The organism is Pseudoalteromonas sp. A601, from assembly GCF_002165575.1.
In the GTDB taxonomy this organism is placed as follows: Bacteria; Pseudomonadota; Gammaproteobacteria; order Enterobacterales; family Alteromonadaceae; genus Pseudoalteromonas.
In genome coordinates, this window is sequence record NZ_MXQF01000003.1 from 191,005 (window position 1) to 206,093 (window position 15,089).

Consider the following 15,089-nt stretch of genomic DNA (forward strand, 5'->3'; position numbering starts at 1 on the left):
TCACCTTTTATAGTTTTTCAGTGGCTGCACTATCTAGTGCATCAATTTTTTTAACATCTTGAACACCAGCAACTTTAACCGCCATCCCCTTTTGCGGATATTCAGGTAGAGTCATTACCAGCTGGTCGTCGGCCTCCAAACCATCGCTAATATAAAAATACTCACCCTCTTCACGAATCACTTTTACTTTGCGTGGTTCTAGTTGTTGTTCTGCATTTACAATCCATACCGTTTGATTGTTCACCAACTCTTGCGGCAAACGATAAATATTTTCCAGCATTGCACCGGCAAAATTTACTTGTACATATGTACCATATTTAATTGCATGTTGTTTATTTACTAAGCCATATGGGTCATCAATACGAACAACTAAACTACTCATGCGAGTCGCGTTATCTACTACACCTAAATCACGGTCAATCTTCGCTTCACGGCTAAAGCCATGCAAACCAGTTTTCATTACCGTCGCTTTTATACCTTTAACACGCTCAGGTAAAAACACACTATCAAAGCCCGCAATTGGAATAATAACTTCAGCTGTTTCAATATTGTTTAATTCAGCCACTTGTGTGCCCATATTAATATATTGGCCAACACCAATTTCACGGCTCACAACAAGTGCATCATAAGGAGCTGTAACTTCACAGTTATCTAAATCGCGTTGCGCACGTTTTAATCGAGCTTGAGCAGATTTAACGGATGCCTTAGCACTGAGTACTTGTGGTTTACGTAAAAATAGCGCGGTACGCTCCTTATCAGGAAAACGCTTCGCTTCATCTTCGGCTACTTGTGCTTGCGCTTGTTCTTCAATTAATTGTGCTTGAGCTTGGGCAAGCTCTGCTTGGGCTTGTAATAAAGCAGCTTCGTAATTATCTTTTTCTATTGTAAATAAGATTTCACCACGAGCCACTATGCCACCAGCAACAAAGTTCGGATGCCAACTTACTACCTCACCCGAGACTTGCGCTGATAAGCGAGTGCTCTCAAGCGGTTTAACTTCACCATAACTGTTAATCACAACTTGATGATTATTCGCAGCAACCGGTTCTACTTTAACAACCGGTCGTGTATCTACAACGTCTTGTTTTTCTGGTTCTTGTGCAATTGCATTTATTCCTGCAAAGCCAGCAATACCGACGCTTAACACAACAAACGGCAACACCCACTTCAATAGAGTTGTTCGCATTATTAATACCCCTTAATTTTTTACTGGAGCCATAATAACAGAGCTGAATGAAACATTAACATGACATTTGTAAGCAACTGTTACAAAAATACATACACAGCTTAGTAACCCACGCGATTACAATTCAAGAAAGTAAAAAATGAGATTAAATCAAAGGAAAATAGTGCCTTGCATATAACGTACAGCGTGCCCTGTTAGGGTCACGATATGTTCACCTACATCACATTGCATATGGCCACCGCGGCTTGATGCCTGATAAGCACTTAAAGAGGTTTTATTTAATTGCTGCGCCCAGTATGGCGCAAGACCTGTATGAATGGAGCCTGTTACAAAATCTTCATCGCCACCACTGGCAGGCCAAAAATAACGAGAGATAAAATCATATTTTACGCTGGGAGCCGTTGCAACAACGTCCAGTGGGAATAAGGTTTTAAGTAATGCTGAATCAGTTTTTAGATCAAAAACATCTTGCTCATTTTCATAAATGGCAAAGTAAGCTTGCCTATTCTTCAACACCTCAACTGGTTGTATAGACAAGCCTTGTAACAACTCTGCTGGTTTATTATCTACCTCAGTAGGTGCTTGCTTTGGAAAGGTCATAGCAAAACTACCATCAGCTTGACGACAGGTAAATGCGGTTTCAGAGACATTATTTTCAGCGCCAATTTTGAGCATTAGCTCATCACTTAGCCACGCTTCTAAATCAATAACAGCAGCGTAATTGCCTTTAAATAACTCACTGGTAAATGCATCTATTTGATGAATAGTTAATTGCATTAAAAAGCTCACGGTATGGAAACATATTTCTAATAAACTGCCATACACTGAGCTAATTGAACATCAAAATTATTTCATTTTTGCTGGACTAAGCCGCGACTGGACGCATTTTATAGTATTGAATGCAGCCAAGTTGGGCAGCATTAGTAAGTAAGATCATCACGAAAGTCAAAATATGCGAAGTACTCGGCGCAGCCATTGCAAACTCAGCAAACAAACCGCATAAACCAGCAATGAACTGCAAGCTGAAATAGCGGGCACTTAGGTTACTAATATCACCACTGCGCAGGGTTTTGTACGTTTGCGGCATAACGCGCACCGAGCTCATGATTAAGCCAACAAATGTTAGCCAGGTCAGCACCTGAGCTGTTTCAAGCTGCGGGTTTAATAATAATAAAAATGGCAAAAGAGAAAAACCAAGCATAGCAGTCAATTGAATTCGTTCTCTTTTTTTTGCATTGTAGCGAGCAAAGTAATATAAAATTAAGCCGCTTAAACTGCCTGTCACCACAAATGGCAACACCATGTAAAAACGTTCAAAATATAAATTATAGGTTATAAAATAAACGCTTTGCGCTACACCAAAGCTCATCATCAATAATGACAGTCCCGATACACTGCGATTTTTACGGATTTTATTTAGAAGCGGTAAGAAGCTAAACACTAAAATAAAAGATGATAAAATAGGCAAATAATGCGCCAAAGCAAACCTCGCTAGTTACATAATGGTTAATAAGTTACTATTATATAAATCAAGCAAAAACACGATGTAAACAACTGTTTTAACTGAATTTATTTTAGGCGCGGCATTGTATAGGGCTGAAATTAACAAGCAACCTTTGGTTAAAATTAAAACAACTTAAAACTGGCAACTTAGCCTTACAGTTGCCACAAGTTTACAATTGAGGTTGCTGGAAAATAATTTCAAGAGGTTAAAATGCTCGGTATAAATAGTTTTCCACTGAGCCTGCACATTACACGCGACTAATAAACAAGTTGTAAGAAGTGTGTTTTTCATCATGATCCCTGATAGTTTTATTTTTAACTATTATGGCCATAACGTGTAATAAAAGAGAGCATAAAATGTAAGAAAGCGTGTTAATCAATCTCTAGTGGCTGAACTAAACTCACTAACATACTGATAATAAACACAGATACAACAAACACCAATACGGTACGTAATGCGCCAAGGCCTGCGCTGTACATGGCCAATGTAATCAAGCTCCCCACTACAAGCACACCACAGCGCGCACAAATCAGCGATGGTTTTTTATGACAACGAATATGGCACATTAAAACCAAAATACAGCAAAAAGCGATTAAACAGAGCGTTGAAACCATCATAACCTCCACAACAAATGAGTTACCGAGGGTGTTAGTATAATGGGTATTTAAAATAGATCAATGCAATTGATAATTATTTGCAATTGGGTTTTTACATCCAATTTCGCTGTTCTAACTCTGCTTGAAGCAAAGTAAAGTCTATAATTTCATCTGCCAACGTTGCTTTTAGATAAGGCAAGCTAACATTGCCCGAAGCCAGTTGTATAGACAAGCTTTTCAAGCCTACTCTTCGCATAAAATACGTGCTAACTCCACGCGTACTCTGAGCTTTGTACAGCTCAAACACTCGATACTGTACACCCAGCATCCCACTTCTAAAAATACCGTAGTAGCGCCCTTGATAATGATAAAAGTAATAGCCATAGCGCTTATACGATAAATACACTAAGCAGCTCAACATCACAAAAATACAGATACTATATAAAGCGTGGCTAGCAACTACATAATAATTAAATAGGCCAAACAAGAGGCTTGGTAACAATGAGTAAAACAGGAAGTTTTTAAGCAGTAGAGCTTGCTCAACGCCTTTAAATTTCACTGCTTTAAAATCAAAGTTCGCTTCACTTAACCAAGGGTAAACGCGCTGGAGTGTTTGATTAACTTGCTCATGCTTTAATACCGGCATAACCAAACTTTGCTTACTCTTTGCTCCCGTAACATAACCACTCGTCGCTTGGAAACACTGTATTGTGTAACGCTGTAGCAAACGCGCAATCAGATTTTTTTTAATTACAATTGATTGCACTTTATCAAGGCTCACCGACAATTGATGACGTTCTAGCAAGCCAGAGATACGCTTGAACTTGCCGGCCTGAAAATATAACTCATAGTTATAGAACCGAATTAGCGACATTATAACCGACAGCAAAACCGCTAGCATGACCAGCATAAGCAATATTGAAAATACTGCCAATGCAGCTGCATTAATCAGCAAACCCACTTCTTGCTCATAAAAAGCTTCCAAGCGGTTAATCACTGCCTGTTCAAAAAAATCAAACAACACATTCATAAATGGCGCTAAAGCGGCCAGTGCAAGTATTGCCATATTAGACATTAAACCAAATTTAGCGACTTCTTTATTGGTCAATTTTAAACTGTATAGGGTTTCTGCAACTTGTTCACTGTCAGTCGTTTGTTGGTCTTCAACTACTTGCTGCAATTCTTTATAAGTGAGCACCTGCTCTCGCACATCTTCAGCATATGCTTGAGTAACCCCTGGAAGCACAGCCTCTTGCGCTACGCTGCCAGCTGCATCAAAAATACAATTAACTAACCCCAGCGGTTTAAAATAAAATGGCTCTGCCACATTCACGTTTTGTACTCGCAAAAAGCTAAGCGTTAGGCGCTCTTTTTTGAACACCCCTTTATTGAGTAAAATATCGTGATCATCGGTGATACAAAATCTAAAATTCACGTAATAGGCAAACGAATATAACAAAAGCCCCACAACAGCAATCGACGCACCGATTTTGCCCCAAAACAACTTATCTTGAACTTGAGTGACAAATACAACAGCAATAGGTAATAAATTAAAAATACCGTCTTTAATAAATCGATAAGCAAAATGTATTACAAAGTACAGCAACGCCCACGGCGATACTCGTTGCCAGTGTTGCTTATTCATTTGTTAATTCTGCGCTAACTGATTGGTTGTTTTGTAATTGTTCAGGCGCTTGTTTATGCTGAATGTAATCTTGTATAAATTGACGGATATCTTTACAGTCGGTGTGACTCAAGCCACTAATGTTTAAGTCAGCACTCATGCCACCCGCACTGTATAAGCGCAAGCTTGCTAAGCCTAACTTTCGCTCAAGTGGGCCTCGATGTATTTCGGTATGCTGTATTCGTGAAAGCGGCAAAATGGTTACTTGCTGCCAAATAACGCCTTTTTGATAGGCGATATCGTGGTTACGAACTGCAACACCTTTCAAACGCACGCTAATTATATTAAAAATTAACGACAAAACTAAAATGACTGGCAAGCCAATCATTAATGGGGTTTGTGCCACACTTGCAAAGTTTTGATTGAAAAAGCACGCCGCGGCTAACACAGCCATCAAAGGGACGTAAAATAATAACCAACTCAATTGTGCATGCAATAATGCGTTATTTGCGAGGGGCTTAAATTCGATAGACTGGTGTTGCGGTAAACAGTCAAGTTGATGGTTTTCAAACACGTTACATTTTCCTTCAAAAGCCAACTTATCAGTGTAAGTTGGCTTAAGTTAGCTTAAACCCAGCTAATTGTCGTGGCGAGTGTATGGCTTTGCCCGGGCTCAACAACAGCACTGTCATCCATCACATTAGCTGCCTCTAAACACAGCATAGTATGATATTCATCGTCGGCAAAATTAGATAAACGTTTTGATTTATCTATCCACGGATTCCACAGAACGCACGAACTTGAGTTTTCACGGCCAACTTCAATAATACCATCTGGTGTAATAATGCGCTGTGTATCGGCAGCTTGGGTATAAACCATATCCGTTTCGCGGGCAAAACCAATGAGTTCATTTTGATCAAATGGGCCTTCACCAAACTCAATAAATTTAGAACCTTGTAGGCCATCTACTCTTGTATCTTCAATAGCTGGTGTTGGAAAATAAGTATGAAGTGCCTGACTAAAGGTAATTGTTTGATCGCTTAAGTTGGTTGTTGTTAAGCGAACTTCAAGTTTTGTAGTTAATACAAACTCTACTTTAAGAGATGATTTGTGCGGCCAATATGTCTCATCTACCTGAGTCATTGGTAACGTTAAACTAACGCGGATCTCTTTATCTTGTTCCGATACCTCATCTGCACGCCATAAACTGGTACGCGCAACACCATGGATAGGCCAATCTGGATTTGGGTTTACCCCAAACCAAGGCCAACAAATTGGTATACCGCCACGAATACTCTTACCTTTTTGGTAATCTTCTTCGCTTGAAACCCAAATCAGCGGCTTTTTACCACTCGGAGTGAACTCTGTTAATTGCGCACCCTCCAGAAAAATTTTCGCGCTGCAAAAATCGCTTGCGATATTAATATATTCTAATCCAGAGTCCGATTGTTCAATGCTTACAGATGGAGATAACTTCATAATACGTCCCATAATAATGAAAAGCCTGCAATACCTTACCCAATACTTCCCCAATTAGTAAATACTAATTAATGCTTTTTGCCACAAAGTTATAATTTCTCACTTAGTCATGCTCAACATATAACTTAGCTGATAAAAACAGTTAATAAAATAAGTAACAAATGAGCTGAATTTAATTTCAATTCAAATAAAGTTGCTATCAGTAACGACTAACTGTAAAGCCAATAATACAGCGTTAATCCACCTCAACTATTTGAACTCTATTTATTTGATGTGTAATATTTATCGATTACGATCGTTCCTTGTTCGCAACCGCCCCTATCAAGAGATAAAATAATGCAAAAATATGACGAGCTGTTGGTTTCATTACGCAAAGTAATTCGTGCGATTGATCTGCACTCTAAACAGTTAAATAAAACCTCAGGGTTGACTGGGCCACAGCTGTTAATAATGACCGAGGTAGCACAAACAGACGGCATTACTGCCAGTCGTATCGCACAAAATGTGAATTTAAGCCCGGCTACTGTAACCAATATTCTGGATCGATTAGAAAACCGCAACTTAGTTACTCGAGTACGCAGCCAACTAGACAAGCGTCGTGTGAGTATTTACCTCACTCAAAGTGGTAAAGATATTCTTGCCGATGCCCCTCAACCTCTGCAAGAACACTTTATAGAACAGTTTTCTTCACTTGAACAATGGGAGCAGAGCCAGTTACTATCATCAATGCAACGTATTGCGACTATGATGGATGCGCAAAGTATTGATGCCGCCCCGCTGCTTGAAGTTGGCCTGATCACCCGAGCCGCAGATAGTAAACTTTAGTAGTAAAAATACTGTCATAATAATGAAAATAAACAGTATCTTACCTTAGCGTAATATGTTCAATTACTTGGGTAATAAGTATAAATAGTCTATTCTATGCATACTCAATCTCAAAATAGCGACTTATCATGCTTAAACTATCACAGTTAGCCCTCGCGACACTGCTAGGGGCCACCACTAGCCAAGCAAATGCATCAGATATTGATGATATGCAGACCCAATTAAAACAACTACAACAGCAAATGCAACAGCTTCAACAAAAACTTGATGCAGCTGAGCAAAAAGCAACCCAGCAACAGCAAGAAATTGACCAGCAAATTGCAAAGCAGCAAAAAGCGGCCGAGCAACAAACTGCGGCGGTTGAAAGCAAAAAAGAACCGCAAGGCATAAAAATTGGTGGTGCAGTACGTACCAATTACAGCCATACCTCTTATGATGAAGACAGCCAAGATCGTGGCGGCGATTACGATTTCGATATTTTTAGACTGAATTTTTCTGGTGATGTTGGCGACGTCATGCTCAATGCTGAAATTCGTTTTTTTGACTACATGACAGCGGTTAAATATGCTTATGCAGCTTATGACTTTGCCGATGATTGGCAGGTGCAAGCAGGTATCACTAAAGTACCATTTGGTAACTGGCCATATAATTCGCACAACTATTTCTTCGGGACCACTTATTACATTGGCCTTGAAGATGATCACGATATGGGTGTGCTCTTCAAGCGTAAAATTGCCGACAACTGGCAGCTTGATTTAGGCTTTTTTAAAAACGATGAGCAAGGCGGTGTAGACGGTTCTGTAGATAATCGTAGCGATCGTTATTCATACGACGTAGTTGGTTTTCGCAGTGCTGATGAAGGTGTGTATGGCGATCCTGGTGCTAGAGATGAAAATGGCGACCTGGTTGGTAACCCAATTGGCGAATACAATACGTTCTCTGGTCGCTATGGCTACCATTTTGAGCATGATGGCGGTAAAACTGAAGTGGGCTTCTCGGCGTTAGCGGGTGGCTTACACGATGGCGTAGATCGTGCGGGTGATTACAATGCATGGGCACTGCACTTAAACAGCAATATTGGCGCATGGAACCTTCAGCTGCAACATGGCGAGTACGATTATGATATAGATAATGTCAATCGTATGGCTGTGGGGGCATACTCATTTTATGACAGCATTGCCGCGCAAGCTACCATGACCAACGCAAATATTGCCTACAGTGTTCCGGTAGAATGGGGCCCAGTTACTGGACTACAATTTTATAATGACTACGGTATTATTTATGATAAATCAGACAATACCGAGGACACCTGGATGAACGTAACTGGTGTATCTATTGCTGCTGGCGGCTTATTCACTTACATCGATTACGTATTTGCGAAAAACCAGCCATTTGTAGGTGGTTCCGTTGCCGGTGATAGTGATGAAACCGAACGTCGTTTCAATATCAACGTGGGTTATTATTTCTAAATACTTGTATCACCCAGCTAATCCGCTGGGTGATTTTTTGTATCCATGTTTATTTTTTATTACCTTCTGTAATAAAGCCCATACTACTAATACCAGCTTGCTGCACTTGCTCCATTAAAAACACCACATTTTGATACTCTGTGGTTTTATCGCCCCGAATATGCAAAATCGGCTGCGGAGTTTTAGTCGCTTGCTCTGCTAAGCGCGTTATCAATTGCTCTTTTGTAATGGCTTGTTCAGCCCAAAAATAACCACCTTCATTATCTACAGACAATACAATGATGTCAGGTTTTGCTTCGGCATTTTCACTTTCCGCGGAGGGCAAATCGACCTGTATTGACTGATTGATCACCGGCACTGTAATAATAAAAATAATCAATAATACCAACATCACATCCACTAATGGTGTCATGTTGATCTCATTCATAATCTCTTCATCATCATTATCAAAGTTGAATGACATACACTACCCTGCCTTAGTATGTACTGTGCCGGTTAAGTAATAAGCGTGTAGCTGTGATGCAAAACGATTTAGTTGAATAATCACCGACTTGTTACCATGACTAATGGCGTTATATGCTAGTACCGCAGGAATTGCCACCGCAAGACCAAAAGCGGTCATTATCAAGGCTTCACCAACCGGGCCTGCCACTTTATCAATACTTGCCGAGCCAGAAACACCGATCCCGACTAACGCATGATAAATCCCCCACACAGTGCCAAACAAACCAATAAAAGGTGATGTAGAGCCAACGGATGCGAGGGTAGTCAAGCCACCCGAATAAGAATTTAAAATGTAAAAACGCCATTTATTTAACAGCGCTTTATTTACGAGGCTGTATTAGCCAATAATTATGTTTTGCAACAACCTCAACGGGTAATATTTTTGGCACCTTAGGCAGAGGAGCTACATCGACTACTGTTTTTAATGCTGCTTTGTCGAGCACACTCACACCGGAACCTTTAACTATTTCCAGCGCTATCACCTTACCGTCTCGTGCCAACACCACCTCTACGTAGACCACACCTTGCTGCTTTTTCATAATCGCACTTGTTGGATATTTACGGTACGCCATTAAATGTGACAATAAACTTGCCGTCCAGCTTTGCTTACCTTGCGAGACTTGTTGCTTAGGAACACTGTGCTGTTGCACCGTTGTGGTTGCGATTGCTTGGTGTTTTGGTTGCTCTATCGCACGAGGAGCTGGTTGCTGTTTTTTAATCTGTGGCTGAACTTCAGGTTGTACTTTCTTCGCCGGCTTTGTTTGCTCAACATTCACTTCATCAGGTTGCTTTTTGGTCAATACTTTTTGCTTTGTTACCGGCGTTGGCGGGGGCGTATTTTGCTTTACTGCCACTTGGCTTTGCGCTGCTTGTTCAGCTATTTTTTTAGCTTCAGACACTTCAGGTTTAGGTGCTTGTGCTGCAATTAACTCTACCGCAATGACATTCGGTTGTTGTACTTGTATTGGCTGTGCTCTACCTGTGAACTGAAAAAACACTAACCAAGCGATTAAAAAGTGACACAACATAGCGAATAATACGCCCTGTATTACTTTAAAATATGGTTTAGATGAAGGCTCATTTACTTGACTAGGCTTGGAACATAGGTAGTTAATCACTAGCAAGAAGAGCAGTAAGCAAAAACTCACCAACCAGATAGATTTACTTGTTAAGGCAATAATAATTAAACTAATAAACATACCAAGCGAAGCAAAATATTTTGCTTTTATGGGCACCACTCGTTTTGTTTGCCAGTTAACTAAGGTGTTACCGAACTTGGGGTGATTCAATAGCCAAGCTGCAAGCTTATCATTTGAACGGGTAAAGCATGCAAGTGCTAGGATTAAAAAAACAGTAGTCGGCATAACAGGCAGCAGCATGCCTATTATAGCCAAGGCTACGCTAAGGCAGCCTAGTATAAAATAGATGAACTTTTTGATTGGCAAAGTTTGCCTAAATGCGGCGCTTAACACTGATTAAGACAATTATTGATAAATAACATCAAGCAGCTGATGAGCAACAGCAAACGCATCTTTTGCACCTTGATAAAGCTCTAGCTCTTCATCTGCATTTAATTGTAACGCTTCAACTGCTTGCATAAACTCACGCCATTGACTACCACGACCATTACCTGGACCTGCTAAAAAGCGGGCACCAAAATCAGCATCAAGGCCTAATTGAGTTACCTCTTTGGCTAGCATGGCAGCACCAAGCTTCGAGCCTTCAATAACATATAACCAGCCTACTGCTTGTGCTAATGTTAGGTCTTCGATTTTAATTTGCTCAGCTAAACCCTCTGCTTTCATGCCTAGGTCTTGTAAATCGAGTGCAATAGCATCACAGCGATTTCTGCTTGCTAAGTCATCAAAAAACGCAGTTAACTGCTGACTGTTATAAATTGGCACAACATGATTTAACAATAAATACTGAAAACGTAAAAAATCACCGTGATTCTCTTTTGAGGCAAAAGGTGATTGCGCCATAATTTTATTATCTAAGTTATCGTGTACTTCAGCTGTTGTACGCTTGAGCTGCGACATGCGTGGGAAGTTTACTTGGGCTATGCTAGACATAATTTGATTCTAATTTACCATCGTTACTTATAAAGACGAATGAACCGGTAATACCCACACCAATAAATATAATTTTTTTTCAGGAAAGTTCATAGTACAGTTATTTATGTAATAGTTACCAATTGACCACCCTATTTATATTTGTCAGGCATGTTATTTATTATGAAAGTAAAAAATGTTTTCACTGCATATAAAAATGCATGCTATCAAGCTCTGGGGCTATCTTTTGTGGCTTTAGGCATCATTGGTATTGTATTGCCTGTAATGCCTACGACTATTTTTTTTATTTTGGCGTTAGCCTGTTTTACCCGCTCATCACCCACACTGGCGGCTTGGCTACTCAACCACCCTCGTTATGGCGTCACCTTGCAGCAATGGCAAGCATATAAAGTAGTGCCCAAAAGAGCGAAATTGTTTGCAGCAACGGGCATGTTTATTGGGTTAATCATTTTGATGCTTGGCCACCCTCCTTGGTGGGTTGTCGGCTTAGTCGCTAGCATTGAGATAATGGTGATGATCTACTTACTTTCTCGCCCTTCAACAGCGCCTAAAGTGTAAATTTCGTAAATGTTGTTGTGATAACTAATGCAAATCATTACCATGTGTGTATTATGCCTATAACATTTTAATTATTTATGCCGTTAATTAATAAGCGCACGCTATATAGCACTAGCCGTGCACTGCACATTTACCTATCAACAGCCTTGTTATTTTTACTCATTTTATTTTGTATCAGTGGCATAGTGTTAAATCATGTCGATTGGCTTAAAGGTGACAAAAATGATGGCCAACACACAATCGCCTTACCAGAGACCTTGGTAACAAAAGCGAATGAAAACCTAAACACCTTACCAACGCTCTATCCTGAAATCGAAGCTTACCTAGCTACTGAGCATGGCTTAACGAAAGTAAAAAGTATTGATTGGGAAAAAGAAGATGCGCTAGTTATGCTTGATTACCCGCTGCCCGCTGGTTTTGCCTTTGCGGAATTCGACTTTATCAGTGGCGAGCTTAATTTAGAGTATCAAACTGGTGGCATTTTAAGTTTAATTGGTGACTTGCACAAAGGTCGCCATACAGGTGAAGCATGGAGCTGGGTGATTGATATATCAGCCGTGCTGATGATTTTATTTGCTATCACCGGCATGATTATTTTATTTCAAAATAGAAAAAAACGCTTAGTAGGAATATGGCTAACTGTGCTTGGGGTCGCAACACCTGCAGTCATTTATTTTTGCTGGGTTCCGCAACTTAAAGGAGTGTCTTAATGTTAAAACTAAACACCTTATTTGGCGCAGTAATATTATTTACCGCGGCTTTATTTCAATCAAATGCAGATGCATCTGAACTTGAAATTGAGTTCACCTTACCTGATCTTGATGTACAGCCTTACCACCGCCCATACGTGGCCGTTTGGCTTGAAACTCCCAAGCGTAAGCATGTAACAACTGTTGCATTGTGGGTAGAACAAGCTGAGTGGTTTAAAGACTTACGTCAGTGGTGGCGTAAAGCGGGCAAAAGCGATGCTAATTTTGACGGTGTAACAGGCGCAACAAAACGCCCAGGCAGCTACACAATTAATTGGGATGGCAAAGATCTCGAAGGACAAGCTGTCACGGCAGGTAAATACTTACTTAATTTAGAAGTAGTACGTGAAGAAGGCGGTAGAGATTATAAACGTGTAGAACTTGATTTAAGCAAAGACGGTAAAATCACTATCGAAGGTAAAAAAGAGTTCTCAGAAAGCTTCGTCACTATCAAAGCCAAGTAACAATATTAAGTAACTAGCAAGTAAAAATAGACTTATACATTATTTTAATAAGGAAAGATTATGAAAATCAATTTACTTAAAAGCGCATTTGTTGGCGCGCTTACATTTACAGCCCTTGCCTCTAGCTATGCAAGTGCGCATGCACAATGGTTAGTACCTTCTCATACTTCGCTATCTGGTGATAAAGCACACTATGTAATGATCGATGCTAGTATCTCTAATGAAATTTTTGCTCCTGATAAAGCGTATCGTCCAAAAGAAAAAGGCGCTGAGTATGACGATAACCTGATCATGGCAATTGGCCCAGACGGTAAACCTGTTAGCGACCAAATCCGCGCTTACTTTTTACAACGCAAAAATTCAGCTGCGGTAAAACTAGCAAGCGAAGGCACTTACCACATTGCATTGAAACGTGAACCACGTTTAATGACTTTCTACAAAAATGCAGCAGGCGAACGTCGTCGTGTATTTGGTCCAAAAACAAGCAAAGATATTCCTGCAGATGCAAAAGATGTGAGAACAACAAAGGCATTCTCAACGGTTGATACATTTGTTAGCCGTAACGGTACTTCAAAGCCTGCGCTTCTAGGTAGTGGTTTAGAGATCAGCGGCCCTACTCATCCAAATGACTTATTTGTTGGTGAAGAAGCGCGTTTTCAGTTATTAAAAGACGGTAAAGCTGCGGCAAACGTAGAACTTCTTATTTTAAAAGGTGATACGCGCTACCGTAACGAACGTAACGAAGTAAAAGTAACCACGGATAAAGACGGTTTCTTCACAAATACGTGGCAGCACCCTGGTTTATACCTAATTGAAGCAAGCATGAGCGAAGACTCTAAAGAAAAAGGTATCGACAGCATTCGTTATTCTCTATCTACTACTCTAGACGTAGCACCAGAATAATTAACGTTTGAATGTAAGTGGTTAGCATTGCTAACCACTTTTTATTTTCACTACTATTTAGTCTCATACACCACCTAAACCTTCAGTATTTTATTTATTAAAATAAATTACATTTTAAAACAACATGTTAAATATTGGCTTTATTTTTGCTTTTAGAGACAAGAAATTAATCTAAATTAAAAAACGGGCACATAAATAATGACCAATAAATCCCTTTCTTTACTAACTAAAGCTCTTCCTATTGCCACTAGTCTATTCTTGCTCAGTGGCTGTATTGTGCATATTTCAACCTCAGGTTCAAATATACAACAGCAACAACAACTCTCACTGTCAGCAGCACAGTTACAGCAACTTTCTATTGATGCAGGATCGGGGTCATTACAAATAATTGGCTCAAGCACCGCCACTGAAATCACCGTAGATGCGACTATTTATACAGCAAAGATAGATGACGCTTACACTCTCTCTCTAGAGCAAGCAGGCAACAAAGCAGTATTAATTGCAAAAGACTACAACCCAACAGGCATTGTTGTATACCAAGGTAATTCGCCAAGCATTGATTTAGTTGTGACTGTACCAAGTGCATTTAACCTTGATATAGATGATGACTCTGGCGATATTAATATAGCTGGTGTGCAAGGCAATATAGAAATAGACGATGACTCAGGCAGCATCACTATTAATCAAGGGCACAATATTACGATTGATGATGATTCTGGGGATCTCGATTTGCAGAATATCACTGGTAATATTGAAATCAGTGACGACTCAGGCAGCATCAATATTCGAGATGTACGTGGTAATCTGGTTATCGAAGATGACTCTGGCGATATCACCCTGACCAGCATTACTGGCAGTGTCGATATTGACGATAACTCTGGCAGTATCTCTGCTAAACAGTTAGGCAGTTACATCAACATTGAAGATGAATCTGGCGATATTTATGTTGAGCACGTCAATGGCTTAGTCACGATTGAAGACGGCTCAGGGAGTATTCGCGTCAACGACAGCAAAGGCCTAACTATTATTGAAGCTGGCTCAGGCGATTTAAGCATTGATAATATCAATGGCCCGGTAAAACTCGACTAAATTTAACAAACCTGATCGGCACGGTTATGCTATTCAGTTAGCGTGGCCGTCAACCTACTAAGCTTCA

Annotated in this window: 17 protein-coding genes and 1 pseudogene; 7 read left to right on the forward strand and 11 right to left on the reverse strand. The window is 40.1% G+C overall.

What is annotated here, in order from left to right:
* Window positions 1-7: 7 nt before the first annotated feature.
* The 7 genes from B5G52_RS03715 to B5G52_RS03745 form a co-directional block, all read right to left on the reverse strand.
* Window positions 8-1,186, reverse strand: coding sequence for an efflux RND transporter periplasmic adaptor subunit (locus B5G52_RS03715; protein WP_087531349.1), 1,179 nt, complete (start codon window positions 1,184-1,186; stop codon window positions 8-10).
* A gap of 150 nt (window positions 1,187-1,336) precedes the next feature.
* On the reverse strand, window positions 1,337-1,963 hold the full coding sequence (locus tag B5G52_RS03720) for a PhzF family phenazine biosynthesis protein (RefSeq protein WP_087531350.1): 627 nt from the start codon (window positions 1,961-1,963) through the stop codon (window positions 1,337-1,339).
* Window positions 1,964-2,051: 88 nt separating this feature from the next.
* Complete coding sequence (locus tag B5G52_RS03725) at window positions 2,052-2,666, reverse strand: SemiSWEET family transporter (protein ID WP_087531351.1); 615 nt, start codon at window positions 2,664-2,666, stop codon at window positions 2,052-2,054.
* A gap of 395 nt (window positions 2,667-3,061) precedes the next feature.
* Window positions 3,062-3,193, reverse strand: a complete 132-nt coding sequence (locus tag B5G52_RS22270) for a hypothetical protein (protein ID WP_254911135.1) — start codon at window positions 3,191-3,193, stop codon at window positions 3,062-3,064.
* A gap of 205 nt (window positions 3,194-3,398) precedes the next feature.
* Window positions 3,399-4,931, reverse strand: coding sequence for a PH domain-containing protein (locus B5G52_RS03735; RefSeq protein WP_087531353.1), 1,533 nt, complete (start codon window positions 4,929-4,931; stop codon window positions 3,399-3,401).
* Window positions 4,924-5,484, reverse strand: coding sequence for a PH domain-containing protein (locus tag B5G52_RS03740; RefSeq protein ID WP_087531354.1), 561 nt, complete (start codon window positions 5,482-5,484; stop codon window positions 4,924-4,926). Before B5G52_RS03740 ends, B5G52_RS03735 begins: the two co-directional genes overlap by 8 nt.
* 53 nt (window positions 5,485-5,537) lie before the next feature.
* The gene (locus B5G52_RS03745) at window positions 5,538-6,389 is read right to left on the reverse strand and encodes a D-hexose-6-phosphate mutarotase (protein ID WP_087531355.1); all 852 of its coding nucleotides are present in this window, start codon (window positions 6,387-6,389) and stop codon (window positions 5,538-5,540) included.
* Window positions 6,390-6,725: 336 nt separating this feature from the next.
* Here B5G52_RS03745 and B5G52_RS03750 point away from each other — a divergent pair, with 336 nt between their 5' ends.
* Together B5G52_RS03750 and B5G52_RS03755 are read left to right on the forward strand one after the other, a co-directional pair.
* Window positions 6,726-7,214, forward strand: a complete 489-nt coding sequence (locus B5G52_RS03750; protein ID WP_087531356.1) for a MarR family winged helix-turn-helix transcriptional regulator — start codon at window positions 6,726-6,728, stop codon at window positions 7,212-7,214.
* A gap of 128 nt (window positions 7,215-7,342) precedes the next feature.
* A complete protein-coding gene (locus tag B5G52_RS03755; RefSeq protein ID WP_087531357.1) occupies window positions 7,343-8,683 on the forward strand; it encodes a porin in 1,341 nt (446 codons plus the stop codon).
* A 49-nt stretch (window positions 8,684-8,732) separates the two neighbouring features.
* Here the strand turns inward: B5G52_RS03755 and B5G52_RS03760 are convergent, their stop codons facing one another.
* The 4 genes and pseudogenes from B5G52_RS03760 to B5G52_RS03775 all read right to left on the reverse strand — a co-directional run bounded on the left by B5G52_RS03760 (window position 8,733) and on the right by B5G52_RS03775 (window position 11,259).
* The gene (locus B5G52_RS03760) at window positions 8,733-9,146 is read right to left on the reverse strand and encodes a biopolymer transporter ExbD (RefSeq protein WP_087531358.1); all 414 of its coding nucleotides are present in this window, start codon (window positions 9,144-9,146) and stop codon (window positions 8,733-8,735) included.
* 3 nt (window positions 9,147-9,149) lie between these two features.
* Window positions 9,150-9,458: pseudogene (locus B5G52_RS03765) on the reverse strand (MotA/TolQ/ExbB proton channel family protein); the annotation flags it as partial.
* Between the two features lie 49 nt (window positions 9,459-9,507).
* The gene (locus tag B5G52_RS22500; RefSeq protein WP_087531359.1) at window positions 9,508-10,659 is read right to left on the reverse strand and encodes a TonB family protein; all 1,152 of its coding nucleotides are present in this window, start codon (window positions 10,657-10,659) and stop codon (window positions 9,508-9,510) included.
* 12 nt (window positions 10,660-10,671) lie between these two features.
* Window positions 10,672-11,259 (reverse strand): biliverdin-producing heme oxygenase, encoded by a 588-nt coding sequence (locus B5G52_RS03775; protein WP_087531360.1) that lies wholly within the window; start codon window positions 11,257-11,259, stop codon window positions 10,672-10,674.
* A 162-nt stretch (window positions 11,260-11,421) separates the two neighbouring features.
* Between B5G52_RS03775 and B5G52_RS03780 the strand changes: the two genes are divergently transcribed.
* The 5 genes from B5G52_RS03780 (at window position 11,422) to B5G52_RS03800 (ending at window position 15,022) form a co-directional block, all read left to right on the forward strand.
* Window positions 11,422-11,817, forward strand: a complete 396-nt coding sequence (locus tag B5G52_RS03780; protein ID WP_087531361.1) for a YbaN family protein — start codon at window positions 11,422-11,424, stop codon at window positions 11,815-11,817.
* A 77-nt stretch (window positions 11,818-11,894) separates the two neighbouring features.
* Entirely contained in the window at window positions 11,895-12,527 is a 633-nt protein-coding gene (locus tag B5G52_RS03785) for a PepSY-associated TM helix domain-containing protein (RefSeq protein ID WP_087531362.1), read from the forward strand.
* On the forward strand, window positions 12,527-13,030 hold the full coding sequence (locus B5G52_RS03790) for a DUF2271 domain-containing protein (protein ID WP_087531363.1): 504 nt from the start codon (window positions 12,527-12,529) through the stop codon (window positions 13,028-13,030). Before B5G52_RS03785 ends, B5G52_RS03790 begins: the two co-directional genes overlap by 1 nt.
* A 60-nt stretch (window positions 13,031-13,090) precedes the next feature.
* Window positions 13,091-13,933 carry a DUF4198 domain-containing protein gene (locus B5G52_RS03795; RefSeq protein ID WP_087531364.1) on the forward strand — a complete coding sequence of 281 codons (843 nt, stop codon included), beginning with the start codon at window positions 13,091-13,093 and terminating at the stop codon, window positions 13,931-13,933.
* 198 nt (window positions 13,934-14,131) lie between these two features.
* The gene (locus B5G52_RS03800) at window positions 14,132-15,022 is read left to right on the forward strand and encodes a hypothetical protein (RefSeq protein WP_087531365.1); all 891 of its coding nucleotides are present in this window, start codon (window positions 14,132-14,134) and stop codon (window positions 15,020-15,022) included.
* Window positions 15,023-15,089: the final 67 nt, after the last annotated feature.

Coding starts and splice junctions, on each gene's coding strand:
- B5G52_RS03715 (WP_087531349.1), bottom strand. CDS start 1,186: ATGCGAACAACTCTATTGAAGTGGGTGTTGCCGTTTGTTGTGTTAAGC.
- B5G52_RS03720 (WP_087531350.1), bottom strand. CDS start 1,963: ATGCAATTAACTATTCATCAAATAGATGCATTTACCAGTGAGTTATTT.
- B5G52_RS03735 (WP_087531353.1), bottom strand. CDS start 4,931: ATGAATAAGCAACACTGGCAACGAGTATCGCCGTGGGCGTTGCTGTAC.
- B5G52_RS03745 (WP_087531355.1), bottom strand. CDS start 6,389: ATGAAGTTATCTCCATCTGTAAGCATTGAACAATCGGACTCTGGATTA.
- B5G52_RS03750 (WP_087531356.1), top strand. CDS start 6,726: ATGCAAAAATATGACGAGCTGTTGGTTTCATTACGCAAAGTAATTCGT.
- B5G52_RS03755 (WP_087531357.1), top strand. CDS start 7,343: ATGCTTAAACTATCACAGTTAGCCCTCGCGACACTGCTAGGGGCCACC.
- B5G52_RS03760 (WP_087531358.1), bottom strand. CDS start 9,146: ATGTCATTCAACTTTGATAATGATGATGAAGAGATTATGAATGAGATC.
- B5G52_RS03775 (WP_087531360.1), bottom strand. CDS start 11,259: ATGTCTAGCATAGCCCAAGTAAACTTCCCACGCATGTCGCAGCTCAAG.
- B5G52_RS03780 (WP_087531361.1), top strand. CDS start 11,422: ATGAAAGTAAAAAATGTTTTCACTGCATATAAAAATGCATGCTATCAA.
- B5G52_RS03785 (WP_087531362.1), top strand. CDS start 11,895: ATGCCGTTAATTAATAAGCGCACGCTATATAGCACTAGCCGTGCACTG.
- B5G52_RS03790 (WP_087531363.1), top strand. CDS start 12,527: ATGTTAAAACTAAACACCTTATTTGGCGCAGTAATATTATTTACCGCG.
- B5G52_RS03795 (WP_087531364.1), top strand. CDS start 13,091: ATGAAAATCAATTTACTTAAAAGCGCATTTGTTGGCGCGCTTACATTT.
- B5G52_RS03800 (WP_087531365.1), top strand. CDS start 14,132: ATGACCAATAAATCCCTTTCTTTACTAACTAAAGCTCTTCCTATTGCC.